Raw genomic sequence first — 23,229 nt, forward strand, 5'->3', positions numbered from 1 at the left:
AGGGGCTAGAGCGGGAACGACAGCGTGTACGAGTAGGTGGCCCAGGCATCGCGGAAGGCCTTGATCAGCAGCCCCACCACCGAGCGGTCGGCGCCCGGGAAGGTGGCGAACAGCATCGTGGCGAGGATGCCGGCGACGATGGCGTACTCGAGGATGGTCTGGCCGCGCTGGCGGTGCGGGGGAACGTGGCGCGGGCGCTTCATTCGGGCGAGGTCTGGCTGGCGGTGACGACATAGGCCTGATCGGGCTTGACGATGGTCACGGCCATTTCCTCGTTGGTGCGGCGGAACACCAGGGCGCTGCGCTGGCCGCCCTCGATGGTGCGGTCCTGCACCAGCGTCCAGCCCAGGCGCAGCAGCTGCTCGCGCAGGTAGAGCGCATTGGTCTCCACGCTCACGCCGTTGGTCACGACGATGGTGCGGTTGCGCTGGCCCTGGTCCCACGACAGCGTGTCCGACACCACCTGCGAGCCGGCCGGCCGCGGGAAGCCGCGGCCGATGCGCGCGCTGCGCTCCTGCACGTCGCCCACGGGCTCGTAGACCGCGGCCGACACCAGCCGGCCGATGGTGCCCTCGGGCGTGTCGCGCAGCTGCACCGTGACCTGGTAGTCGCCGAAGCGCGCGCCGAGGATGCGCACCGCGCCCAGCGTGGTGACGCCGTAGCCGGGGCGCTCGGCCAGCCACTTCTCGTAGTAGCGCGAGACCTCCTTCATCGGGGCCTTCGACTCCAGCCCGCGGATCTGCATCGGCACGGTGTTCTGCTCGATGTACTCGGCGACCCAGAAGGCGCGCGCATCCCCGGGCACCGGCACCTGCGGCCAGTCGCGCTGCGGCGCGGCCGCGCCGGCCCAGCCCGCGAGTGCGAACAAGGCGCAGGCGCCCAGGCGTGACAGCAGTGCATGCGTTCGCTTCATGGCCTCAGGGCAGCGTGTTGACCACCGGCGTCGGCGGGAACGCGCGGTAGTAGCGGAACTTGTCGCGCGGGCTGCCGCCGTCGGCATCGGCGCCGCCGCCGGCCTCGCCCGCGGGCGGCGTCTCGCCCGGGAAGCGCTCGAAGCGGTCCAGCGGCGTCTTCTCGAGCGCGTCGCCGGGCGTGAGGCCGAAGGTGAGGTTGGAGTTGGCGAAGGCCGGGTAGACCTGGCTGATGCTGTAGGCGGTCTGGTGCAGGCCGCCGCGCAGCTGCTGGTAGAACACGCTGTCGGTCAGCTTCAGCGGCACCAGGCCCTGGATCTTCTTCTCCTCGCGGTTGGTGCCGCCGGCATTCCAGGCCTCGGTCAGCATCGTGACCTGCTCGCCGAGCTCGATCTGCGGCACCAGCGCGAAAGCGGGATTGGTCTGCGTGACCTTGACCTCGTTGCGCAGGTAGCCGCTACTGATGAAGGTGAACTTGCCGAGCGAGCCGGTGACGAGGTTGTTGCCCAGCGCGTTCTGCGCCACGCGCACGTTGTCCCACAGCACGTCGGAGGCATTCATCAGCGAGGGCAGCGACTGCGCGGTGCTCGAAGCGGTGACGACCGTGGTGCGCGGATCGACCGCGGGCACCGTGGCCTCGAACTCGGCGATCTCGGTGGCATGGATGCTCGCGCCCGCTTCGCGGCGGTCGCGGAAGATGTGGCGCCGCAGGTCGCGCGTGACCTCGGCATCGGTCTTCTTGATCGCGCCCGAGGCGCCCTTGGCTTCCTCGGCGCTCACGCCGTGCTCGTCGGGCAGCCACACGGTGCGCTGCCAGGCCACCAGCCGCGCGGCCGACACCGTCTGCAGCCGCTTGAGCCCGTACTCGCCGATGGCCGGCACGGCCGCGAGCGCGAGCGCGGCGAAGCTCGCGATCAGGAGCGTCTCGGTCATCGACTGGCCGCGCTGCGTCGCGGCGCGCGGATGCATGCGTGCCTTCATTGCCCGTTGTCCTCCTGCGCGCCCGCGCTCACGATCGCGCCGCCGGTGGCGACCGCGCGCGCCCACAGCGAGGGCTCGATGTTGTGCACGTGCCAGTAGGGGCTGAACAGGCTGCGGTGCTCGATGTAGCCGCCCGCGAAGCCGACGTTGTGGCCGCCGACGGTCGGCGGATCGGTGGCCGAGAAGTCGCGCCGCGCCCAGCGGTCCTGCGGCCGGCGGAAGTAGACCTGCGCGGTCGACACCGCCTTCACCTGGTTGCCCGCGAAGTTGTCGCGCAGGCCGGTGCGGCCCTCCTCGCTCGCGTCGCCGAAGCCCGCGACCTGGCCGGTGCGCACGCGCTCGGCGCCCTTCTGCACCACCAGCGTGAAGGCCGGTCCCTTGTCGGTGTTCTTGCCCCACTTGAGCGGATTGGCGCCGCGGATCGCCTGCTCGGCGATCCAGTTGTCGGCCTCGTTGGCGCGCATCGGCGGATGCTCGCGCACGTCGACGTAGCGCGGCAGGCTCCAGCCCTGCGTGAGGTTGGTGCCGATCGAGGTGCGCGGTCCGTAGTGCAGCTTGGCGTTGAACACCAGCACCGGGAAGGCACCGGGCAGGATGGCGCCGTCGCGGTCGCCGGCCGCGCGCTGGAACGAGCCGCGCTCCATGTAGGCGTGGTCGCCGATCTCGCGGTTCAGGCCGCCGTAGGTGCGGGCCTCGCGCGCATAGCTGCGCAGGGTGAGGCGCTGGCCTTCCCAGCTGCTCATGTAGTTGGGACCGCCGGCCGCGGCGGCGCCGGCACCGAGGCCGAAGCGGCCGCGCGCGATGTCGCTCGCGCCGCCGATGATGTCGGTGTAGAGCAGGCCGATCGGCAGCTTGATCTCGATCGAGTCGGCCGACTGCCAGCGGATGCGGCCCTGCTCCTCGCCGATCAGGTTCTGCGCCGCCACCAGCTCGGTGCCGCCCTTCCACTCGACCAGCCCGGCGAGCGCGTCGCCCGCGATCTCGGCGAAGCCCGGCGGCGAGACCGGGAACTGGTTGGCGATGCCGTGCATCGCGCCGGCCAGGCCCGAGCCGATCCAGCTCGCCCAGTCGGGCAGGAAGCGGCGGTTCTTGGTCCAGTCGTCGCGCGTGGCCTGCGCCGCGTGCGCGAAGCGCAGCACCTCGTTGAACTCGTCCTCGTCGAACGGGCCGCGCGTGGACTGGTGATAGGTGTCGAGGTAGGTGCCGAGGTCGACCACGTACTTGGTCGCGAGGATCGCGGTCTCGCCGGGCGGCACGGTGGCGTCGGGGTCGTTGCTGCGCATCACGTCGACGATGAGCTGCGGCAGCTGCGCCACCGTGCTCGCGAGCATCGCGGCCTGGCTCGCGGAGATGCCCTGGTTGAGCACGCGCAGCACGTCCACGCCCACCTGCAGCGGCCGCGAGGCCGGCTCGACGAAGCCCGCGATGCGGTCGGCGGTGCGCTGCAGCCGCTGCGCCTGGCCGACGTTGACCAGCCACTGCAGCGCGAAGATCGGTCCCACGATCGGCAGCCGGCTGCGCTCGAGGTTGCGCAGGCCCTGGAAGCCCTTGGCGATGACCAGGCCCTCCTGGATGTTGGCCGCGCTCGTGATGAAGGCGGCCATCGAGGTCTGCACGCTCGCCAGCGTGGCGATGCTGGCCTCGTTGGCGGCCATCGCGCGGTTGGTGTAGGAGAGGTAGTTGAGCGTGCGCGCGGTGAGCACGCTCGCGCTGTAGGTGGTGGCGTCGGCCGTGGCCTGCAGCTTCATCTTCTCGCGCGTGGCGGCGGCCGTGTTGTAGACCACCAGCACGGCGAGGAAGATGAAGGGCAGCATCGCGACGATCCAGACGATCGCCTGGCCCGACTGCCGCCGGGCGCTGCGCGATGGAGGAATGCTCACCTCGCTGGCTCGCCGTTGCGATGGATGCCGCGCGCCGCTCTTACTTCGCGCCGTCGGCGCCGCCCTTGGTGTAGGTGCTCATGTTCATGTTGATGTCGGCGTTGGTGGAGGCCTTGCCGGCCGCGGCCTGCGCCTTGGTCACTTCGGCCGTGCCGGTCTTGCCGCCCACTTCCTGCGCCATGCCCGCGACCTGGTTGCGCATGGTCTGGCCGAAGAAGCTGAACACCGCGATCGCCGCGATCGCGATCAGGCCCAGGATGACGAGGTACTCGGTCATGCCCTGGCCGCGGATCTTGATCTGCGAAAGGAGGCGGGCACCGATGCGTGTCAGGCGTTGGCTATGCATTGCGTAGGTTCCTCTGCGAGTTGGCTGCTGTTGAAAAGACAGCCGGATCGTAGGAAGCCGCGCGGCGCCGCCTCGATAGACTTTTTGTGAATGTCGATACGAATTCGTTGTCGATCGCCATTGCATCGCGCGAGAGAATTCTTTGGTAAACACTCTCGCGCCGCGAGGCACTTTCACCTCAGTCCGCGATGCTCGCGCCCTCGAGCCGCAACTGGCTCTGCCGCCGGAACTCGGTCGGCGTCACGCCCTTGATCTCGAGGAAATGGCGATTGAAGTTCGAGACGTTGTTGAAGCCGACCTCGTAGCAGATCGACGTGACATAGCGATCGCTGTGCATCAGCAGCAGGCAGGCCTTGTTCACGCGCACCTGGTTCACGTAGCCGAGGAAGCTGTGGCCGGTGGCACGCCGGAACATGCGGCTGAAGCGGCCCGAGTTCATGCCGAGCTCGGCCGCGATCTCGGCCGCGTTGGCCTCGGCCTCGGGGTTCTTCTCGATGCGCGTGACGATCGCGTTGATGGCATCGATCTGGTTGTCGCCTTCGCCCTGCATGCCCGAGAGCAGCCGGTAGTCACCGCACTGCGCGAGGTCGGAGAGGAAGTCGCAGAACAGGCTGAAGCGCTTGAGGCCGCGCGCGGCCTTCACGCGCCGCCAGTGCGTCTGCGCCTGCTCGGCCATGCCGAAGAACTCGATGCCGTGGCGCGCGCGCTCGAGCACGCGCACCGCCTCGAGCAGCTCGGGGATCTTCTGCGCGGCCTCGACGATCGGGTCGTGCAGGAACTGGATCACGAGGTCGCGCACGGCCACGCCCTCGGACGGCACCTCGCGCGAGATCCAGTTGTGCGGCAGCTTCGGTCCGCACAGCACGAGGTGGCCGGGCTCGAAGTCGCCGATCCAGTCGCCGACGAAGGCGGTGCCCGAGGTCGCCACGATCAGGTGCAGCTCGTACTCCTCGTGGCAGTGCCAGCGCGCGAGCGGCGTCGGGTAGCCGTGCTTGAGGCAGCGCACCAGGCCGCGCTCCTGCGGGGATTCATAGCCCAGGGCGGGCGAACGGGACATCTCGACTTCGAATTCGGGCAGCAGCTGGCGCGGTGGTCTTTGGCTTGGATTCGGCATGACTTTCTTGGTGTTGGACATGGCGCCGGCCGAACGTGGCGGCGCGGATCGGCCGGCGACGAATCGCCGGCTTCCGAAGTCGAGCGGACCTTCTTTGCGTGTCAGCCGCGAGGCTGCCGATTCCCTGGGTGGGGCCGCTTGCGCGGGGCGGAAGATAGTGAGGGCCACAAGCAAATGCCAGACCCTATGCGGATGACGGCGGTGTTTATGCGCTCATGGCAAACGCCACAGTGGTGCATCTGTGTGCCCTGCCATGGCTGTCTAGACAGCTTGCGCATGCAACCTTTTTTCCTCGTCTTTTCCCATCGGCCCTCTGAATCCCCCGCCGTACGCGAGCCTCCATTGAGCCGTGCGATGGCACCTGTATGCCCATCGCGGCGCCGCGAAGCCGTGTCGGCCGGCGTCGCCCGCGCATGCAGGCCGAAGGCCTACCCGGCGGCCCAGTCCGAACGCACGACCACGCCGCGCGCGGCCAGCCGCTTGCGCATGACGAGCACCGCGCGGTCCTTGCTCAGCAGCAGCGCGCCGCGCGCGACCGCGAGGTCGATGAAGACCTGGTCGTCGGGGTCCTTGCACACGCAGCTCGCGCGCGGCGGCACGCCGTCCACCATCACGCAGCGCGCGTCGAACTCGGCCAGCACCGCCTCGGCCGCGCGCTCGCGCTGCGCGAGGCGGCGCGCGATCAGCGGATAGCCGAGCACGCGCGCGAGCTCCACGCGCATCGCCGCGGTCGCGAGCCAGCGCAGCCGGCCCTCGGCGAGCGCGGCCGCGAGCGGCGCGCTCTCGGGGTTGTCGAACACCAGCAGGTCGAGCGCGATGTTGGTGTCGATGACGACATCGGCGGGAGCGGCAGCGGCATCGGCGGCGTGCGCGCCGGGGGAAGGCAGGGACATGTCAAATCACACGATGGCGCCCGCGGCGGGACGGGGGCAGGGACAATCGCGCATCCGCCATCGCCCTGTTGCATCTTCTTTCGATGAAGCGATTCTCGCTGCTGTGCCTCCTGCTCCTCGCCGCCGCCGGCGCCCGTGCCGAATGGTTCACCCTGCGCGGCTCGGCCGGCGTGCCTGGCGAGAGCTACGTGCAGGTCGACCCCACCAGCGTGGAGGCCGAGGGCTCGCAGCGCACGATGGCGGTGCGCCTGAGCCTGGCCGCGCCGCGCACCACGCGCGACGGCATCGTGTTCCGCTCGTTCACGAGCCGCGTGCAGGTCGACTGCGAGGCGCGCGCCGCGCGCTATGTGAGCGCCACCTACTACGGCCGGCCCGACTTCGTGGGCGAACCCATCGCGGTGCGCGTGTTCGAGCCGCAGGACCGGCGGCCGATGGCCTTCGCGGGCGCGCCGCCCGATCTCGCGGTGCGCACCGTGAACGCGGCCTGCAGCGTGCGCCCGCCGCGCACCGGTGGCGACGGCGCGGCGCCAGCGCCGGCCGACGCCGCCTCGCTACCCGCGCGCTGAGCCCGCCACCATGTCGAAGCGGAACAGCCGGCACTCGATCGGGCCGTTCCACATCGGCACGCGGCGCGATTCCTTCAGGCGCATGCGCTTGGGCAGCTTGAGGTCGGGCGTGAGCACCCAGGCGGTCCAGCCCGGGTAGTTCTTCTTCCAGTGGCTCGCGAGCTGCGGGAAGAATTCGCCGCCGTCGCCCTCCCCCTCGCCCGCGGCCGGCGCCGCCACCTGCGCGGTCTCGCGCGCGCCGCTGCGCGCCACGCCGCCGATGCCGATGCGCTCGCCGTAGGGCGGGTTCAGCACGATCAGGCCGGCCGCGGCGGGCGGCATGCGCTGCAGCGCGTCGCCGCCGCGGAACTCGACCGCGTGGTCGACGCCCGCGCGCTCGGCATTGCGCTGCGCGAAATCGACCATGCGGTGCGAGACGTCGGAGCCGAAGATGCGCGGCGCGGCGCCCGCTTCGGCCGCCGGCGGTTCGGAGGCGGCGCGCACCGCGGCCCACACGTGGGGCTGGAACGGCAGCAGCTTCTCGAAGCCGAAGCGGCGCAGCCAGCCGGCCGGGATGCCGAGCGCGATCTGGGCCGCCTCGATGGCGATGGTGCCGCTGCCGCAGCAGGGGTCGTACAGCGGCTTGTCGTCGACCTCGCCGGTCTCGGGGTTCCACCAGCCACTGGCGGCCAGCATGGCGGCGGCCAGGGTTTCCTTCAGCGGCGCGTCGCCCTTGTCCTGGCGCCAGCCGCGCTTGAACAGCGGCTCGCCCGAGGTGTCGATGTAGAGGGTGCAGGTGTCGGTGGTCAGGTGCGCGAACACGCGGCAGTCGGGCCACTGGGTCTCGATGCTGGGGCGCACGCCGCCGGCCTTGGCGCGGAAGCGGTCGGCGATCGCGTCCTTGATGCGCAGGGTGGCGAAGTTCAGGCTCTGCAGCGGGCTGTGCTGGGCCGTGGTCTCGATCTTGAAGGTCTGCCTGGGCGTGAACCAGATCTCCCAGGCCACGCCGCTGGCCAGCCCGTAGAGGTCGTTCTCGTTGCGGTACAGGCCCTGGGCCAGTTCCACCAGCACGCGCTGCGCGAGGCGGCAGTGCAGGTTGAGTTGCAGCACCTCGCGCCAGTCGGCGCGCACCCGCACGCCGCCGCGCAGCATCAGCAGGTCGTCGCCGGCACGGCCGGTGAGCGCATGCACCTCCTGCGCGAGAAACTCCTCGACGCCGGCGGCGCAAGGCAGGAAAAGGGAGAGATCATTCACGGAAGTTCGCTTGGTCGACGGCCGGCTACGGGATTGCCATTGTCGCTGTGTCGCCCTGCTTGCCTATAGTGGTCCGGTCCATGAAGCCCCTGCACGACTCCGCGGCGCCCGCCGCCCACCCCGCCAGCGCCGGCGGAAACCCCTCTTCCCCCGGGGCGGCGCGGGACGACGGCTTCGCCATCCAGTGCGAGGTGCTGCGCATCTCGGTGCAGCCGATCGGGCCGATCCTGGCGGTGCAGTACCTGCTGAACTGCGGCATCGCGGCGCTGTTCGCCTGGCAGTTCTCGCTGCCGCTGTCGCTGGTCTGGCTGGGCCTGATCACGCTGGTGACGGTGATGCGCGCCTTCGTGCCGCAGCGCCTGCCCGAGCCCTTCACGCCCGCGAGCCTGCGCCGCGCCCAGCGCGTGCACGTGCTGCGCACCGGCATCTGGGAGCTGGCGCACGGCGCGGCCGGCGTGCTGCTGTTCGACCCCTCGCGCATCGAGCTGCAGCTGCTGCTGGGCGTGATCGTGATGGGCATGACGCTGTCGGCCGCCTTCTCGGTCTCGTTCTACACGCCGGCCACGCAGCTCGCGATCACGCTGCTGCTGGCGCCGATCATCGTGATGGGCATCTGGCTCGGGCCGCCGATGATGATCGCGGTCGCCGTCATCGGCGCCGGCCTCACCGCCATGATGTGGAAGCTGGTGGCCGAGCGCTCGCGCCAGCTCGAGGAGAACATCGGCCTGCGCCTCAACGAGCGCACCCTGCGCGAGCAGGCGCTGGCCGGCCTGCGCGCCTCCGAGCAGGCCCAGGCCGAGCGGCTGCGCTTCTTCTCGGCCGCCAACCACGACCTGCGCCAGCCGGTGATGGCCATCGGCCTGCAGGCCGAGGTGCTGCGCCAGCAGCTGCGCGAGGGCGCCGACACGATGGCGGTGCAGCACACGGTGGGCTCGCTGGCACGCGCCCAGCAGGCGCTGGAAGGGCTCACCAACCAGTTGCTGGAGATCGGCCGCATCGAGGCCGCGGCCGACCCGCTGCGCCCGGCCGCGGTCGCGCTGGCGCCGCTGCTGCAAGAACTCGCGCGCCAGGCCGGCGAACGCCGCGTGCTGGTGCGCTGCCCGAGCGACGCGGTGGCCTGGAGCGACGCGGTCTCGCTGCGCCGCGTGCTCGCCAACCTGGTGGACAACGCCGTCAAGTTCACGCCCGCGGGCCGCGTGCTGCTGGCGGTGCGCGCGCGCCGGCGCGAGGGTGAGGCCGCCTGGCGCGTCGAGGTGCGCGACAGCGGCATCGGCATCGCGCCCGAGGCGCACGAGCGCGTGTTCGGCGACTTCGAGCAGATCGGCAACGTCGAGCGCAACCTGCAGCGCGGCCACGGCCTGGGGCTGGCGATCGTGCGGCGGCTCGCGACCCAGCTCGGCATCGAGGTCGAACTGCGCTCGGCGCCCGGGCGCGGCTCGGTGTTCGCCTTCGAGCTCGCGGCCGCGCCCGCCGACGCCGCGCCGCCGGCGCCGGCCGCCCTCAAGCCGCCAACTGATGCCGCGCCCGCGCTGCGCCCCGGCCTCGCGGTGCTGGTGGTCGAGGACAACGCCGTGGTCGCCGACAGCCTGCAGTCGCTGCTGCGCCAGTGGGGCGCGCAGCCGCGCGTCTACGGCAGTGCCGCCGAGGCGCTGGCGCTGGCCGACCTGCAGGCGCTCGACCTCGCGCTGTGCGACATCCGGCTGCCGGGCGCGCTCGACGGCATCGCGCTGGCCACCCGGCTGCAGCAGCTCAAGCCCGCGCTGGCCATCTCGCTGGTGTCGGCCGACATCGACGAGGCCACGCAGCGGCTGGCCAACGAGCGTGGCTGGCATGCGCTGCGCAAGCCGGTGCAGCCGGCCGAGCTGCATGCGCTGCTGCGGCGGGCGCAGCGCTGAGCCCCGCGCCACCCGGCGCGGCGTTCCGAGCTATGCTGCGCGCCATCTCCGATGCCGGCCCGCCCGCCGATGCCCAGCGCCCCCTCCGCCCCGACCCTCGCCGAACCGAAGGCCGCCCGCTACACGCCGGTCGCGATCGGGTTGCACTGGCTGCTGGCGCTGCTGATCCTCGGCGCGCTCGGGCTGGGCCTGTACATGACCGGGCTGCCGTTCTCGCCGCAGCGCGTGCGCTTCTACAGCTGGCACAAGTGGACCGGCATCGCGATCCTGCTGCTGTCCGCCGTGCGCCTGCTGTGGCGCCTCGGCCATCCGCCGCCCGGCCTGCCCGGCTTCGTGCGGGCCGCCATGCCGCGCTGGCAGCGCGCGGGCCGCACGGCCAGCCACCGCCTGATGTACCTGCTGTTCTTCGCCGTGCCGCTGCTGGGCTGGGCCCAGAGCTCGGCGCTCGGCGTGCCGGTGGTGTGGTTCGGCGTGCTGCCGCTGCCCGATTTCGTGCCCGTGGACCGCGCGCTCGCCGAGCACTGGCTGCAGCCGCTGCACCGGGCCGGCGCCTACCTGCTGGCCGCCATTTCGGTGCTGCACGTGGCGGCCGTCGTCAAGCACCAGTGGATCGCGCGCGACGGCCTGCTGCGGCGCATGTGGCCCGGGCCGTCGTCGACTTCCAGGAAACCCGACGCATGACTTCCCTTCTTCACCGCTGGCACGGCGCGCTGGCGCTCGCCACCCTCCTCCTTCCGGCGGCCCATGCCGAGCCGCCCCTCGCGCGGCTGGTGCCCGAGAAAAGCCAGATCGTGTTCGTGAGCAAACAGATGGGCGTGCCGGTCGAGGGTTCGTTCAGGAAGTTCGACGCGCGCATCGCCTTCGACCCGAGGAAGCCCGAGGGCGGCAGCGTGGCGCTGCAGATCGACACGGCGAGCGCGGCCTTCGGCATTCCGATGACCGATGCCGAGCTGCCCAAGGCGCCATGGTTCGATGCCGCGCATTTCCCGCAGGCCGGCTTCCAGACCACGGCCATCAGGGCGCTCGGCGACGGCCGCTTCGAGATGGCCGGCAAGCTCACGCTCAAGGGCATCGCCAGGCCGCTGACCGTGCCCGTGACGATCGCGCCGGCCGCCAACGGCCAGTCGGTGGCCAGCGGCAGCTTCGTGCTGCAGCGCATCGACTACAAGGTCGGCGACGGCGAATGGACCGACACCTCGGTGATCGCCAACGAGGTGCAGGTGCGCTTCAAGCTGGTCGTCGACGGCCTCGGCGCGCCCTGACCCTTCACATTTCTCCCGCATGCAGCATTCGCCATGAAGAACAAGACACTGCTTCCCGCCGCCCTGATGGGCTTCGCGCTCGCCGCGTCCGGCCTTGCCGCCGCGCAGGAATACACCGCCCCGCCCGTCGCGGCCAAGCCCGCGGGCGGCCCGGTCAAGGGCGCCAGCTACGTGGTCGACCCGACCCACACCTTCGTGATGTACGAGATGGGCCACTACGGCACCACCACCAACCGCGGCCGCTTCAGCACCAAGGACGGCTCGGTGCAGATCGATGCCACCGGCACCAGCGGCAAGGTCGACATCACCATGGACATCAGCTCGATCAACACCGGCGTCGACCTGCTGAACCGGCACGTGCAGAGCAAGGACTTCTTCAACGTCGCCGAATTCCCCACCGGCCGCTTCGTCGCCGAGCGCATCGCCTTCAGCGGCGACAAGGTGGCCGAGGTGCCCGGCACGCTCACGCTGATGGGGCAGACCAAGCCCGTCACCCTCAAGGCCGTGCGCTTCAACTGCTACCTGAGCCCGCTGATCAACCGCCAGGTCTGCGGCGGCGACTTCGAGACCACCGTCGAGCGCAGCGACTGGGGCATCACCTGGGGACTGAACTTCGGCTTCGAGAACAAGGTGAAGCTGCTGGTGCAGGTCGAGGCGGTCAACGTGCAGCAATGAATTCCGAAAGAGAGCACTCCCGATGATCGACAGCACCCTTTCCCTGCTCGGCATCGCCGGCGCCATGGCCGTGGGCGCGATGAGCCCGGGCCCGAGCTTCGTGATGGTGGCGCGCACGGCCGTGGCCTCGCGTGCCGACGGCCTCGCGGCCGCGCTCGGCATGGGCGCGGGCGGGCTGGTGTTCGCGATCGCGGCGCTCGCTGGGCTGCAGGCCGCGTTCCTCGCGGTGCCGGCGCTCTACCTCGCGATCAAGGGCTTCGGCGGCGCCTACCTGGTCTACCTGGGCATCCGCATCTGGCGCGGCGCGCGGCAGCCGCTCGCGATGGCGCCGGAGGCGGGCACGCCCGCCGCTTCGGGCGGCCGCGGCAAGCGCACCTTCCTGCTCGGACTGGCCACGCAGGTCAGCAACCCGAAGACGGCCGTGGTCTACGCGAGCATCTTCGCGGCCTTCCTGCCGCGCGAGGTGCCGCTGGTGCTGGCGCTCGCGGTGCCGGCCGTGATCTTCTGCATCGAGACCGGCTGGTACGCCATCGTCGCGCTCGCGCTGTCGTCGGCGGCGCCGCGCTCGGCCTACCTGCGCTACAAGACCTGGATCGACCGCGCGGCCGGCGGCGTGATGGGACTGCTGGGGCTGCGACTGGTGTGGTCGGCGGTGCGCGGGACCTGAGGCCGATTCCTAGAGCAGGCTCTCGGGCGTCAGCGGCGCCAGCAGTTCGAGCATGGTGCGATCCCAGAAGCCCGAGTCGGGCTCCTCGCTCAGCACCGTGGTCTTGCCGGCCTCCTCGCTGACCCACTCCAGGCGCGAGTCGCTGCCTTCTGCGAAGCGCAGCCTGTAGGCGCCCTGCTGCTTGAGCACCTCGAGCAGCTTCAGCGCCTGCTGCGCCATCTCGGGGCTGCGGATGAACAGGCCGATCTCGGTGTTGTGGACCTCGGAGCGCGGGTCGAAATTCATCGAGCCGACGAACAGGATGCGCCGGTCGATCACCGCCGACTTGGCATGCAGCCGGCCGACCGAGGTGCCGAACAGGCCCAGCCGCACGCTGCGGCGGGTGCGGTTGGTGCTGAGTTCGTAGAGCTCGGCGCCCAGGCGCAGCATCTCGGGCCGGTAGCGGCGGTAGGCGGTGTGCACCAGCGGCTCGTCGGTGGCGGCGAGCGAGTTGGTCACTACGCTGATCTTCACCTGGCGCCGGCGGATCTCGTTCATCACCTCGAGCCCCGCAGCGCCCGGGATCAGGTAGGGCGAGACGATGGTCACCTCGCTGCGCGCGCGGCGCATCTGCTCGACCACGTTGTAGCGCACGCTGTCGACGTCGAGCAGCGGCACGCCGCCGTACGAGGCGGTCTTGCCGATCACGCGGTCGGGCGAATCGGCATAGGCCTCGGCAGTGGTCCAGATCAGGCCGAGCCGGCCGGCATCGAGGTCCTCGGCGATCGGGCCGTAGCCCAGCAGGTCGTTGGGCGCGGGCTTCGGCGGCGGCGGCGTGGTGTCGGGGCCGGTGGCGGCCTCGAAGCGGCGCCGCAGTTCGTCGGGAGGCAATGCGCTCGCCACTACCGACTCGACCGGCCGCACGTAGGGGCTGTTCCAGTACTGGTCGAACAGGCTGCCCAGGCGCGGGATCAGCGCGCCCGTCACGAAGGTGTCGAGGTCGATGAAGTTCTCGCCCGCGGTGCGCCGGAAGTACTGGTTGCCGATGTTGCGCCCGCCCGCCACCGCCATCGCGCCGTCGGCGATGAACAGCTTGTTGTGCATGCGCCGGTTGACGCGGCTGAAGTCGAACAGCGAGGCTGTGAAGCGCGCGAGCAGGCTGCCGCGGCCGGCCGGAAAGGGGTTGAACAGGCGCAGCTCGACGTTGGGCGTGGCCGCGAAGCCGCGCAGCAGCTCGTCCTCGCCCGCGGTGTAGAGGTCGTCCATCAGCACGCGCACCCGCACGCCGCGCTGCGCGGCGTCGCGCAGGGTGCGCAGCAGGTAGCGGCCGGTCTCGTCGTTCTCGATCTGGTAGTACTGGACGTCGAGCGTGCGCTGGGCGCGGCGCGCGAGCTGGATGCGGGTGTCGAAGGCGAAGTCGCCGCCGGGCATGAGGCGAAAGCCGCTGAGGTCGGGGTCGGGCTGCGCGGCCAGCGCGATGCGCCCGAGCGCGGTGTCCTTCGACACGGCGATGGCCTTGGTGGGAGTGCGCGGGGCCTCGTCGGGCAACGAGGCGCAGCCGGCGGCCAGCAGCGTGGCCGCGAGGGCGGACATCCAGAGCCCAGACAGCAGGCGTCGGGCCATCGGCGGCTTTCTACAGGGCCTTGCGCAGGTTGGCGGGCGCGATGCGCAGCGCCTCGCGGTACTTGGCGACGGTGCGGCGCGCGCACTCGATGCCCTGCTCCTTGAGCATCTCGGAGATCTGGCTGTCCGACAGCGGCTTCTTCACGCTCTCCGAACCGACGAACTGCTTGATCAGCGCGCGCACCGCGGTGCTCGAGGCATTGCCGCCGGTCTCGGTGCCCAGCGCCGAGCCGAAGAAGTACTTGAGCTCGACCGTGCCGAAGGGCGTGGCCATGTACTTGGCGGTGGTCACGCGCGAGATGGTGGATTCGTGCAGCCCGAGCTCGTCGGCGATCTCGCGCAGCACCAGCGGGCGCATCGCGAGCTCGCCGTGCACGAAGTAGCTCTTCTGCCGCTCGACGATGGCGTTGCTCACGCGCAGGATGGTGTCGAAGCGCTGCTGGATGTTCTTGATGAACCAGCGCGCCTCCTGCAGCCGCTGCGACAGCGCCTGGCTGCCCTCGCCCTTGTGCGACTTGAGCGCGCCGGCATAGATGTCGTGCACGCGCAGCCGCGGCATCACCTCGGGGTTGAGCATGACGCGGAACTTCACGTTGGTGCCGCGGCCGGTCTTGGTGACGATCACGTCGGGAATGACGATGTTGCGCTCGACGTCGACGAAGCGGCGGCCCGGCTTGGGCTCCAGGCGCGCGATGACCTGCAGCGCCGAGCGCACCAGTTCCTCGTTGGTGCGCGTGAGCGTGGCCAGGCGCTTGAAGTCGCGCCGCGCGAGCAGCTCCATCGGCTGCTTGCAGATGGCGAGCGCGGTCTTGCGCACCAGCTCTTCTTCCTCGGTCTCGTCTTCGTCGGCCAGCGCGCGCAGCTGGATCGCGAGGCATTCGCCGAGATCGCGCGCGCCCACGCCCGCGGGCTCCAGGCTCTGCAGCAGGCCGAGCGCGACCTGGAAGTGGTGCACCAGCTCGTCGAACTGGTCGTTGTCGTCGCCCGCGAGGCCCGAGGCCAGCGCCGGCAGCGAATCCTCGAGGTAGCCGTCGTCGTTGAGCGACTCGATCAAAAAGCGCAGCGCAGCGCTGTCGTTCTCGTTGAGCCGCAGGCTCAGCGCCTGGCGGTGCAGGAAGGACTGCAGCGATTCCTGGCTGCGCGCGAGCTCGGTGGCATCGGCGCGCTCGTCGTCGCCGGTGCTGCTGTTGTTGCGCGCGGGCGCGTCGCTGCCCCACTCGCTGTCGTCGGGCGCCATGTCGACGGTGCCGTCGCCTTCCCAGTCGGGCTCGCGCTCGGGCGAGTCGAGGGCCGGCTCGGCCTCGGACGACGAGGCGGTCTCGGTGGACGTGGTCGAGGTCGAGGGCGCGGCGCCCGCGTAGTCGCTCTCGGCCTCGCGCTCGGTGTCCTCGCGCGGCGCGGGCGTGTCGGCGGCGTCGAGGCCGAATTCCTCGCGCGCGGCTTCCTCGGCGGTGCGCTCGAGGAAGGGGTTCTCGTCGAGCATCTGCTCGACCTCCTGGCTCAGTTCGAGCGTGGAGAGCTGCAGCAGTCGGATCGACTGCTGCAGCTGAGGCGTCAGCGCGAGATGCTGCGAAACGCGCAGCGACAAGCCTTGTTTCATGCCCTCAGGAAATGGCTGGCGCGAGGGTCATCACATGCGGAAGTGCTCGCCCAGGTAGACCCGGCGCACTTCGGCGTTGTCGACGATCTCCGAGGGCGTGCCCTGTGCCAGCACATGGCCGTCGCTGATGATGAAGGCGTGATCGCAGATGCCCAGCGTCTCGCGCACGTTGTGGTCGGTGATGAGCACGCCGATCCCGCGTTCCTTCAGGAAGCTGATGATGCGCTGGATCTCGATCACCGCGATCGGGTCGATGCCGGCGAAGGGTTCGTCGAGCAGGATGAAGCGCGGCTGGGTGGCCAGCGCGCGCGCGATCTCGACGCGGCGGCGTTCGCCGCCCGACAGCGCGAGCGCGGGCGAATCGCGCAGGTGGTCGACGCGCAGGTCGGCCAGCAGTTCCGACAGGCGCTCTTCCATGCGCTGCTTCGACAGCGCCTGCGGCCGGCCGTTGGCGTCGGGCTCGCGCTGCAGCTCGAGCACCGCGCGCACGTTCTCCTCGACCGTGAGCTTGCGGAAGATCGAGGCTTCCTGCGGCAGGTAGCTCAGGCCCATGCGCGCGCGGCGGTGGATCGGCATGTGGGCGATGGGCTCGCCGTCGATGGAGATCTCGCCCGCGTCGGCGCGCACCAGCCCGACGATCATGTAGAACGAGGTGGTCTTGCCGGCGCCGTTGGGGCCGAGCAGTCCGACGACTTCGCCCTTCTGCACGTCGAGCGAGACGTCCTTGACCACCTTGCGGCTGCCATAGCTCTTCTGCAGGCCGCGCGCGACGAGGCGGCTGCCCGGCACGCCGTTGGCTTCCTGGGTTCCGGCGGCTTCGATCACTTGCGCTCTTCCGCTTCGCCGCTGAGCGTGGTGCTCGGGCGCAGGCCGGCGCCCGGGGCCGGCGTGGGCGCCGGGGCCGCGGGACGGCGCGTGGCCGGGGCCGAGGCGCCCGGTGCCGCGGGCGCGGCCGACTTCGGCGTGAGGATGGCCTTGACGCGGCCGCCGCCGCCCGGTGCCGACACGCCGGCGTTCGGCGGCACGGTCGAGCCGTTGACGGTGTAGGTGTCGTTGCTCTGGTCGTAGACGATCAGCGCGCCGCTGCTCTCGTCGTTGGGCGTGGCGCCGACCAGGCGGCGCATGACGGCGCGGCGGATGAACTTGACGTTGTCGGCGCGGCTGTCGTACTCGATGACCTCGGACTCGCCCTCGATCCACTCGTCGCCGTTGCCGTTGCGCTTCTGCTTGTAATAGGCGAGCTTGCCGGGCGCCGCGGTGACCACGCCGTACTGGTAGCCCTCGGGGTCCTGGCGCACGTCGATGCGCGCACCGCGGATGATGATGGTGCCCTTGGTGACCACCACGTTGCCGGTGAAGACGCTGGTCTGCTTGAGATCGTCGTAGCGCATCGAATCGGATTCGATGTTCATCGGCTTGGTCCGGTCGGCCGTTTCGGCCAGGGCCGTGGCGGCGGAGCCGGCCACCAGCAGCGCGGCCAGCACGAGGCGGCCGGTGCGGCGAAGGGAGGAGGTGGGGTGAGAGTGCGATGTCATAGAGGCACGAAACTTGCTCTGCATTGTATGCGGCCCATCGCGCCAGACCCATGCGCGCGGATGAAAAAGCCCCGGGGCGGCGAACCCGGGCACGGCACCCCGCGGGATCGCCCCGCGTTCTGCCGACCGGCCGAATGACGGCCCGGCCGCCCCGGAACCCTCGATGGGGCCCGGCCTCCCGGCGGCCACGAAATCGAAATCAACCCTTGCGGGCTTCGCCGATCAGGAAATTGGTGACCGCCAGCGCCTTGTTCATGTTGCCGGCGGTCTCGCCGTCCACGTACCAGCGGCCGGCCACGGCCAGCGCGGGCACGCCGGCCACCTTGTAGGCGTCGGTCAGCTGCGAGGCGCGCTTGGCCTTGCTCGCCACGCCGAAGGAGGTGAACAGCTCCTTGAACTTCGCGGCGTCGAGGCCGCTCTTCTCGGCCCAGGTCACGATGTTGGCGTCGCCGTTGACGTTCTGGCGCTGGGCGTGGATCGCGCTGAAGACCTTGGGCTGGTACTCGTCGACCTTGCCCATTGCCTCGAGCGCGTAGTACAGGCGCTGCTTGGCTTCGACATCGTTGCCCACGAAGGGCACCGGCACGCGGCGCAGCACCACGTCGGCGGGCTTGCTCTTGGCCCAGGCCTCGAGCGCGGGCTCGAAGTCGTTGCAGTGCGGGCAGTTGTACGAGAAGAACTCGATCACCTCGATCTTGCCGGCCGGCGCATCGACCGGCACGCGCTTGTCGAGCACGAGGTATTCGGTGCCGGCCTTGGGCGCGCGGGCCTGGGCCTGCGCCGGCAGGTGGGCCAGCAGTCCGAGCGAACCGGCGGCGGCGGCCAGCGAGAAATCACGACGTTTCATGGGAAAGAGATCTCCAGTTGATAGACGGCAGACTGAGCCGGGCCGGTGAAGCGGAGTTCCCGCGCGCGGTGCTCGGGGCTCCGGGAAACCGGGGGCGGCGCGGACCGCGGCGAAGCTTAAAGAAAAACCATGACCGTTGTCGGGAAAGGCCACCACCGGATGGTGCCCTCCCCGGCCCGGGCGGCGCTCAGCGCTGGACGCGCACCAGCGCCGAGTCGAGGCCGGCGCCGTCCATCCGTTCCTTGAGGCGGTCGGCGTCGTCCTTCTTGTTGAACGGACCGGCGCGCACGCGGTAGACGGTGCGGCCGGCCTGCTCGCGCTCGGTCACGCGGGCCTCGACGCCCATCAGCGAGAGCTTGGCGCGCTGCGCCTCGGCGTCCTCGGTGGTGCGGAAGGCGCCGGCCTGCACGAAGTACATGAAGGGATCGGCGCCGCCGGAGCCGGTGGCGGCCGCGGCATTGCCGCTGCTCGACGACGGGGCGGCGGCCACCGTGGTGCTGCCGCCGACGCTGCCGGCACGCGCCCGGGCCAGGTCGCCGAGCGGATCGTTCGAGGGCGGCAGCGCATTGGCCTCGGCCGGCACCGGGGCGGGCCGCGCGGGCTTGGGCGCGACCACCACCGGCACCGGCGCCGTGGGCGGCGGGGTGCCGGGCGAGACCGCGGCGGTGGCGGGATTGGCGTTGTCGCCGGAAGGCGGCGCGCCGACCGGGCCGGCGGCCGCGGGACGGGGCTGCTGCGGCTTGCCGGCCAGCGGGGCGTTCGGATCCCAGTCGCGGTTCTTGCGCGCCTCGGCCTCGTCCTGCTCGGCACCGCCGCGCTGCGTCTTGGTGACGAAGGGGATCGGCACCTTGGTCACGTAGACCGCGATACCCAGCGCGACGCCCAGGCCGAGCACCAGGCCGATGATCAGGCCGATGACGATGTTGCCGCGTTGTCTGGTTGTCTTCTTCATGGTGAGGGGGTTCACATCTTGCGCGGCGCGGTGACGCCGAGGATCGCGAGGCCATTGTGCAGCACCTGCGCGGTCGCGGCGACCAGCGCCAGGCGCGCCAGCTTCACCGCCTCGTCGTCCACCAGGATGCGCTCGGCGTCGTAGTAGCTGTGGTACGTGGCCGCCAGTTCGCGCAGGTAGAAGGTGACGTCGTGCGGCGCGAAATCCTTGGCCGCGGCGCTCAGCATCTCGGGGTACTTGGCCAAGAGCAACATCAGCGACTGGGCCGCCGGGCTCTCGAGCGGCGACAGGTCGACGCCCTGCAGCACGGCCGCATCGCCGCCCCAGGCCGCGAGCACCGAGCAGATGCGCGCATGCGCGTACTGCACGTAGTACACCGGGTTGTCGTTGTTCTGCGCCACGGCCAGGTCGACGTCGAAGGTGTATTCGGTGTCGGGCTTGCGGCTCAGCAGGAAGAAGCGCACGGCGTCGGTGCTGGTCCACTCGATCAGGTCGCGCAGCGTGACGTAGCTGCCGGCGCGCTTGCTGATCTTGACCTCCTCGCCGCCCTTGGTGACGCGCACCATGGTGTGCAGCACGTAGTCGGGGTAGCCCTCGGGGATGCCCCACCCTTCAAATTGACTGGCGGCCTGCACGCCGGCGCGCACGCGCGCGATGGTGCCGTGGTGGTCGGTGCCCTGGATGTTGATGACCTTGTGGAAGCCGCGCTCCCACTTGGCGATGTGATAGGCGACGTCGGGCACGAAATAGGTGTACGTGCCGTCCTGCTTCTTCATCACGCGGTCCTTGTCGTCGCCGTAGTCGGTCGACTTGAGCCACAGCGCGCCGTCCTGCTCGTAGGTCTTGCCCGCGGCGACCAGCTGCGCCACCGCGCGCTCGACGCGGCCGCTGGTGTAGAGGCTGGACTCGAGGTAGTACTGGTCGAAGCGCACGCGGAAGGCCTGCAGGTCCAGGTCCTGCTCGCGGCGCAGGTAGGCGACGGCGAACTCGCGGATCGCGTCCAGGTCCTCGATGTCGCCGTTGGCCGTGACCTCGCGGTCCTCCGACTTCACGGTCTTCTTCGCGATGAAGTCGGCCGCGATGTCGGCGATGTAGTCGCCGTTGTAGGCCGCGGCCTTCTCGCCGCTCGGCCATTCGGCGTCGCCGGGCTTGAAGCCGCGCGCGCGCAGCTGCGTGCTGTTGGCCAGGGTCTGGATCTGCACGCCGGCGTCGTTGTAGTAGTACTCGCGCCAGACCTGCTCGCCCTGCGAGGCGCGCAGGTTGCAGATGGCGTCGCCGAGCGCGGCCTGGCGGCCGTGGCCCACGTGCAGCGGGCCGGTGGGGTTGGCCGAGACGAACTCGACCAGCACCTTCTCGCCGGTGGCCGGGCGCTGGCCGAAGGCGGCGCCCGCGTCGAGCACCTCGCGCACCACCTGCTGCTTGGCGGCGGTCTTCAGGCGGATGTTGAGGAAGCCGGGGCCGGCGATCTCGACCGCCTGGACCCATTGGGCGAAGGCGGGGGTGGCGAGCAGCGCGGCGCTCAGTTCCTCGGCGAGTTCGCGCGGCTTGCGGCCGAGCGGCTTCGCCAGCTGCATGGCGGCATTGCTGGCGAAGTCGCCGTGGGCCGCGACCTTGGGGGACTCGAACGCGGCCTTGAGGCCGGCGCCGGGGGAGAGGGATTCGAGCGTGTTCGCGAGCGCCGCGAGCAGCTCCTGTTTGACCAATAGCATCGTGGAATTTTACCGGGGGCAAACTCGGCCGCAGTTGACGATCGTCATCCAACCGTCGACCTTGGCCGTTACGATGGTCAACCCCGAGGCGGGGCAGCCACTGTCACAACCCATTTGCAAGGACACACACCATGAAGAAGCTCCTTTCCCTGGTCGCCTCCACCATCGCGCTCGGCGCCTGCCTTTCCTTCGGCGCCGCCCAGGCCCAGGACAAGGTCGCCACCCCGGCCGCTCCCGCCGCGGCGGCCCCCGCCGCAGCCGCCGGCGGCTGCGAAGCCAAGGCCGTCGACAAGAACGGCAAGGCCCTGGCCGGCGCCGCCAAGGCCAGCTCGATCAAGAAGTGCGAGAAGGAAGCCAAGGCCGCCGCCGCCCCCGCCTGCGCCACCAAGGCAGTCGACAAGAACGGCAAGGCGCTCGCCGGCGCCGCCAAGAACAGCTTCATGAAGAAGTGCGAGGCGGACGCCGCCAAGGGCTGAGACCGCTTTTCTCCGCAACCTTTGTAAACAAAGCCCGCCTCGTGCGGGCTTTGTTACTTGAGCACGCCCAGCAGGTTGTTGTAGTCGTCGGTCCAGGGCCGCGCGGCCGGGTCGACCGCGATCGGCTGGGCCGCCGCCGCGATCGGCGGCCGCGCCAGCGCCTGCGGATCGCGCGCCACCAGCACCCAGTCGGTGGCGTGCAGCCAGGCCGAATCCTCCGCGTCGTCGCTGACCAGCACCGCGTGCAGCCCCTGCGACTGCGCGATGCGGGCCACCACGGGCGCGAGCGCGAGGAAGTGGTTGGTGACGTGGAAGGCCACCACGCCGTCGAGCCGCAGGTGCCGCAGATAGACCTGCATGGCCTGCGCGGTCAACAGGTGCACCGGCACCGAGTCGCCCGAGAAGGCATCAACCGCCAGCACGTCGAAGCCCTGGTCGCTTTCGCGCTCCAGCGCCAGCCGCGCGTCGCCGAGCACGCGCTCGATCCGCGCGCGGCTGTCGCGCAGGAAGGTGAATTCGCGGTCCGCGATGCCGAACACCTCGGGATTGATCTCGTAGAAGCGGTAGACGTCGCCCGTGCGCCCGTAGGCCGCGAGCGTGCCGGCGCCCAGGCCGATCAGCCCGACGCGGCGCGCGCCGATCGGCAGCGCCTCGATGGCGCGGCCGATGCCCGAGGTGGCGCCGTAATAGGTGGTGGGTTCGCGGCGGCGCTCGGGCGAGAGGAACTGCTCGCCATGCTTGATCGAGCCGTGGACGAACTGGCGCACGTAGTCGGGCGGGTCCTGGCGCCGCACGTCGTAGGTGTGCATCGATCCGTAGAAATTGCGCCCCAGGGTGCGCAGCCCCTCGTGGTCGCTGCGCACCTGCTCCGAGAGCAGCCAGGCGCAGCAGGCCGCGAGCCCCACGCCGGGCACCCACAGCAGCCAGCGCGCGCGCAGCACCAGCGCACCGAGCAGCGCGGCCAGCACCAGCCCGATGCCGAGCTCGTAGTAGGCCGGCAGCAGGTAGGGCGCGCCCAGCCCGACCGTCACGCCGCCGATGGCGCCGCCCAGCGACAGCATCAGGTAGAAGCGCGTGAGGTGCGCGGGACCGGGCCGCAGCCGCGCGGTCTCGCCGTGCAGGAACATGCACAGCACGAACAGGCCCGCCACGTGGATCGTCAGCGCGGTGTGGATCTTGAGTCCGGCGCCGTCCTGCAGCTGGTAGGCGCACAGCGCCAGCATCGCGGCCGCGAGCGGCACGAACAGGCCGCGCCGGTACCAGCGATCGCTCTCGAAGCACAGCACGAAGGTCAGCAGGTAGAGCGACAGCGGCAGCACCCAGAGGAAGGGCACGGCCGCGATGTTCTGCGTGATGTGGTTGGTGACGGCCAAGAGCAGCCAGGAGCCGAGCGCGGGCAGCGCGAGCCACAGCAGCTGGTCGATGCGGCGCGGCGCGGCGACGGGCGCATCGGTGGATACGGCGGCGGCCGGCAGGTCGTGGTTCCAGCGGCGCGCCATGTACAGCGTGGTGCCCGCGCAGAGCACGACGAAGCCCGCGTAGCCCCACGACCAGCCGATGGCCTGCTGCATCAGCGTGCTGCGCGGCTCGATCAGCACCGGGTAGCTCAGCAGCGAGAGCAGCGACGCGAGGTTCGACAGCGAGAAGTAGCGGTACACGCGCGCGCCCCAGGGCGTGCGCGACACCCACGACTGCACCAGCGGCCCGGTGGTCGAGAGCAGGAAATACGGCAGGCCGATGGTGCCCACCAGCAGCCCGAGGATGCGCCAGGCCGGGTCCTCGGCGCCGGCCGGCTTCCACTGCGCGCCGGCCACGATCGGCAGGAAGGCCAGGCTCGCGAGCAGCAGCGCCACATGCAGCAGCGCCTGCGCGCGCATCCGCAGGTGGCGCGAGATCCAGTCCGAATAGGCGTAACCCGCGAGCAGCGCGACCTGGAAGAACACCATGCAGATCGACCACACGGCGGCCGAGCCGCCGAACCACGGCAGGATCTGCTTGGCGATCAGCGGCTGGACGAGGAAGAGAAGGAAGGCGCTGCCGAAGATCGTGCCGGCAAACAGGAGCTGGATGCCGGCGCTCGCCATG

The 23,229-nt window shown here is 70.7% G+C and carries 23 protein-coding genes; 7 read left to right on the plus strand and 16 right to left on the minus strand.

All coding sequences use genetic code 11. The annotated features are described in order from the left end of the window. Positions 1-5: 5 nt before the first annotated feature. From KV106_RS09075 to KV106_RS09105, 7 genes are all read right to left on the minus strand, one after another. Positions 6-203: a hypothetical protein gene (locus KV106_RS09075; RefSeq protein ID WP_057595760.1), complete on the minus strand. Its 198-nt coding sequence runs from the start codon at positions 201-203 to the stop codon at positions 6-8. Continuing rightward, entirely contained in the window at positions 200-913 is a 714-nt protein-coding gene (locus KV106_RS09080; protein WP_261209264.1) for a hypothetical protein, read from the minus strand. The genes KV106_RS09075 and KV106_RS09080 overlap by 4 nt, the downstream gene beginning before the upstream one ends. Positions 914-917: 4 nt before the next feature. After that, the gene (locus KV106_RS09085; protein ID WP_261209275.1) at positions 918-1,892 is read right to left on the minus strand and encodes a hypothetical protein; all 975 of its coding nucleotides are present in this window, start codon (positions 1,890-1,892) and stop codon (positions 918-920) included. Next, positions 1,889-3,772, minus strand: a complete 1,884-nt coding sequence (locus tag KV106_RS09090) for a Tad domain-containing protein (protein WP_057595757.1) — start codon at positions 3,770-3,772, stop codon at positions 1,889-1,891. The genes KV106_RS09085 and KV106_RS09090 overlap by 4 nt, the downstream gene beginning before the upstream one ends. Before the next feature lie 40 nt (positions 3,773-3,812). After that, positions 3,813-4,118, minus strand: coding sequence for a Flp family type IVb pilin (locus tag KV106_RS09095; protein ID WP_057595756.1), 306 nt, complete (start codon positions 4,116-4,118; stop codon positions 3,813-3,815). A 178-nt stretch (positions 4,119-4,296) separates the two neighbouring features. Beyond that, positions 4,297-5,232, minus strand: coding sequence for an AraC family transcriptional regulator (locus KV106_RS09100; protein WP_057595780.1), 936 nt, complete (start codon positions 5,230-5,232; stop codon positions 4,297-4,299). Positions 5,233-5,660: 428 nt separating this feature from the next. Then, positions 5,661-6,125: a putative toxin-antitoxin system toxin component, PIN family gene (locus tag KV106_RS09105; RefSeq protein WP_261209280.1), complete on the minus strand. Its 465-nt coding sequence runs from the start codon at positions 6,123-6,125 to the stop codon at positions 5,661-5,663. A gap of 83 nt (positions 6,126-6,208) precedes the next feature. Here KV106_RS09105 and KV106_RS09110 point away from each other — a divergent pair, with 83 nt between their 5' ends. After that, positions 6,209-6,691, plus strand: coding sequence for a surface-adhesin E family protein (locus KV106_RS09110; protein WP_057595754.1), 483 nt, complete (start codon positions 6,209-6,211; stop codon positions 6,689-6,691). Here the strand turns inward: KV106_RS09110 and KV106_RS09115 are convergent. Beyond that, positions 6,677-7,924 (minus strand): THUMP domain-containing class I SAM-dependent RNA methyltransferase, encoded by a 1,248-nt coding sequence (locus KV106_RS09115; protein WP_057595753.1) that lies wholly within the window; start codon positions 7,922-7,924, stop codon positions 6,677-6,679. The two genes, KV106_RS09110 and KV106_RS09115, sit on opposite strands and share 15 nt — an antisense overlap. Positions 7,925-8,004: 80 nt before the next feature. On the opposite strand from KV106_RS09115, the gene KV106_RS09120 reads away from it, so the two are divergent. The 5 genes from KV106_RS09120 (at position 8,005) to KV106_RS09140 (ending at position 12,423) form a co-directional block, all read left to right on the plus strand. Then, positions 8,005-9,819, plus strand: a complete 1,815-nt coding sequence (locus KV106_RS09120) for an ATP-binding response regulator (RefSeq protein ID WP_261209293.1) — start codon at positions 8,005-8,007, stop codon at positions 9,817-9,819. Positions 9,820-9,888: 69 nt separating this feature from the next. Then, entirely contained in the window at positions 9,889-10,500 is a 612-nt protein-coding gene (locus tag KV106_RS09125; protein ID WP_261209295.1) for a cytochrome b, read from the plus strand. Continuing rightward, positions 10,497-11,081, plus strand: a complete 585-nt coding sequence (locus tag KV106_RS09130; protein WP_261209297.1) for a YceI family protein — start codon at positions 10,497-10,499, stop codon at positions 11,079-11,081. The genes KV106_RS09125 and KV106_RS09130 overlap by 4 nt, the downstream gene beginning before the upstream one ends. A 33-nt stretch (positions 11,082-11,114) precedes the next feature. Beyond that, on the plus strand, positions 11,115-11,756 hold the full coding sequence (locus tag KV106_RS09135; protein ID WP_261209299.1) for a YceI family protein: 642 nt from the start codon (positions 11,115-11,117) through the stop codon (positions 11,754-11,756). A gap of 22 nt (positions 11,757-11,778) precedes the next feature. Then, on the plus strand, positions 11,779-12,423 hold the full coding sequence (locus tag KV106_RS09140; protein ID WP_261209300.1) for a LysE family translocator: 645 nt from the start codon (positions 11,779-11,781) through the stop codon (positions 12,421-12,423). 9 nt (positions 12,424-12,432) lie between these two features. Here KV106_RS09140 and KV106_RS09145 read toward each other — a convergent pair whose 3' ends face one another. The 7 genes from KV106_RS09145 to argS all read right to left on the minus strand — a co-directional run bounded on the left by KV106_RS09145 (position 12,433) and on the right by argS (position 20,668). After that, positions 12,433-14,025, minus strand: coding sequence for a phospholipase D family protein (locus tag KV106_RS09145; RefSeq protein ID WP_314733636.1), 1,593 nt, complete (start codon positions 14,023-14,025; stop codon positions 12,433-12,435). Between the two features lie 10 nt (positions 14,026-14,035). Then, complete coding sequence (locus tag KV106_RS09150; RefSeq protein ID WP_261209303.1) at positions 14,036-15,625, minus strand: RNA polymerase factor sigma-54; 1,590 nt, start codon at positions 15,623-15,625, stop codon at positions 14,036-14,038. A 30-nt stretch (positions 15,626-15,655) separates the two neighbouring features. Next, on the minus strand, positions 15,656-16,450 hold the full coding sequence (gene lptB / locus KV106_RS09155; RefSeq protein WP_057595581.1) for an LPS export ABC transporter ATP-binding protein: 795 nt from the start codon (positions 16,448-16,450) through the stop codon (positions 15,656-15,658). Beyond that, positions 16,447-17,160 (minus strand): lipopolysaccharide transport periplasmic protein LptA, encoded by a 714-nt coding sequence (gene lptA, locus KV106_RS09160; RefSeq protein ID WP_261209306.1) that lies wholly within the window; start codon positions 17,158-17,160, stop codon positions 16,447-16,449. The genes lptB and lptA overlap by 4 nt, the downstream gene beginning before the upstream one ends. A 199-nt stretch (positions 17,161-17,359) precedes the next feature. Further along, positions 17,360-18,007 carry a thiol:disulfide interchange protein DsbA/DsbL gene (locus tag KV106_RS09165; protein WP_261209317.1) on the minus strand — a complete coding sequence of 216 codons (648 nt, stop codon included), beginning with the start codon at positions 18,005-18,007 and terminating at the stop codon, positions 17,360-17,362. 187 nt (positions 18,008-18,194) lie between these two features. After that, positions 18,195-18,959 carry an SPOR domain-containing protein gene (locus KV106_RS09170; RefSeq protein ID WP_057595594.1) on the minus strand — a complete coding sequence of 255 codons (765 nt, stop codon included), beginning with the start codon at positions 18,957-18,959 and terminating at the stop codon, positions 18,195-18,197. Between the two features lie 11 nt (positions 18,960-18,970). Continuing rightward, entirely contained in the window at positions 18,971-20,668 is a 1,698-nt protein-coding gene (gene argS, locus KV106_RS09175) for an arginine--tRNA ligase (RefSeq protein ID WP_261209320.1), read from the minus strand. A 131-nt stretch (positions 20,669-20,799) separates the two neighbouring features. On the opposite strand from argS, the gene KV106_RS09180 reads away from it, so the two are divergent. Further along, on the plus strand, positions 20,800-21,144 hold the full coding sequence (locus KV106_RS09180) for a hypothetical protein (protein ID WP_261209322.1): 345 nt from the start codon (positions 20,800-20,802) through the stop codon (positions 21,142-21,144). A gap of 53 nt (positions 21,145-21,197) precedes the next feature. On the opposite strand, the gene KV106_RS09185 is transcribed toward KV106_RS09180, so the two are convergent. Continuing rightward, positions 21,198-23,228, minus strand: a complete 2,031-nt coding sequence (locus KV106_RS09185; protein WP_261209324.1) for a spermidine synthase — start codon at positions 23,226-23,228, stop codon at positions 21,198-21,200. Between the last annotated feature and the right edge of the window lies 1 nt (position 23,229).

Source organism: Variovorax endophyticus, from assembly GCF_025376855.1.
Classification (GTDB): Bacteria; Pseudomonadota; Gammaproteobacteria; order Burkholderiales; family Burkholderiaceae_C; genus Variovorax.

Excerpts from the sequence above, each read along its gene's own strand:
- argS (WP_261209320.1), bottom strand. The coding sequence starts at position 20,668 with ATGCTATTGGTCAAACAGGAGCTGCTCGCGGCGCTCGCGAACACGCTC.
- KV106_RS09075 (WP_057595760.1), bottom strand. The coding sequence starts at position 203 with ATGAAGCGCCCGCGCCACGTTCCCCCGCACCGCCAGCGCGGCCAGACC.
- KV106_RS09105 (WP_261209280.1), bottom strand. The coding sequence starts at position 6,125 with ATGTCCCTGCCTTCCCCCGGCGCGCACGCCGCCGATGCCGCTGCCGCT.
- lptA (WP_261209306.1), bottom strand. The coding sequence starts at position 17,160 with ATGACATCGCACTCTCACCCCACCTCCTCCCTTCGCCGCACCGGCCGC.
- KV106_RS09185 (WP_261209324.1), bottom strand. The coding sequence starts at position 23,228 with ATGGCGAGCGCCGGCATCCAGCTCCTGTTTGCCGGCACGATCTTCGGC.
- KV106_RS09100 (WP_057595780.1), bottom strand. The coding sequence starts at position 5,232 with ATGCCGAATCCAAGCCAAAGACCACCGCGCCAGCTGCTGCCCGAATTC.
- KV106_RS09140 (WP_261209300.1), top strand. The coding sequence starts at position 11,779 with ATGATCGACAGCACCCTTTCCCTGCTCGGCATCGCCGGCGCCATGGCC.
- KV106_RS09145 (WP_314733636.1), bottom strand. The coding sequence starts at position 14,025 with ATGGCCCGACGCCTGCTGTCTGGGCTCTGGATGTCCGCCCTCGCGGCC.
- KV106_RS09110 (WP_057595754.1), top strand. The coding sequence starts at position 6,209 with ATGAAGCGATTCTCGCTGCTGTGCCTCCTGCTCCTCGCCGCCGCCGGC.
- KV106_RS09080 (WP_261209264.1), bottom strand. The coding sequence starts at position 913 with ATGAAGCGAACGCATGCACTGCTGTCACGCCTGGGCGCCTGCGCCTTG.
- KV106_RS09170 (WP_057595594.1), bottom strand. The coding sequence starts at position 18,959 with ATGAAGAAGACAACCAGACAACGCGGCAACATCGTCATCGGCCTGATC.
- KV106_RS09180 (WP_261209322.1), top strand. The coding sequence starts at position 20,800 with ATGAAGAAGCTCCTTTCCCTGGTCGCCTCCACCATCGCGCTCGGCGCC.
- KV106_RS09135 (WP_261209299.1), top strand. The coding sequence starts at position 11,115 with ATGAAGAACAAGACACTGCTTCCCGCCGCCCTGATGGGCTTCGCGCTC.
- KV106_RS09095 (WP_057595756.1), bottom strand. The coding sequence starts at position 4,118 with ATGCATAGCCAACGCCTGACACGCATCGGTGCCCGCCTCCTTTCGCAG.
- KV106_RS09150 (WP_261209303.1), bottom strand. The coding sequence starts at position 15,625 with ATGAAACAAGGCTTGTCGCTGCGCGTTTCGCAGCATCTCGCGCTGACG.
- KV106_RS09165 (WP_261209317.1), bottom strand. The coding sequence starts at position 18,007 with ATGAAACGTCGTGATTTCTCGCTGGCCGCCGCCGCCGGTTCGCTCGGA.
- KV106_RS09130 (WP_261209297.1), top strand. The coding sequence starts at position 10,497 with ATGACTTCCCTTCTTCACCGCTGGCACGGCGCGCTGGCGCTCGCCACC.
- KV106_RS09085 (WP_261209275.1), bottom strand. The coding sequence starts at position 1,892 with ATGAAGGCACGCATGCATCCGCGCGCCGCGACGCAGCGCGGCCAGTCG.
- KV106_RS09120 (WP_261209293.1), top strand. The coding sequence starts at position 8,005 with ATGAAGCCCCTGCACGACTCCGCGGCGCCCGCCGCCCACCCCGCCAGC.
- KV106_RS09125 (WP_261209295.1), top strand. The coding sequence starts at position 9,889 with ATGCCCAGCGCCCCCTCCGCCCCGACCCTCGCCGAACCGAAGGCCGCC.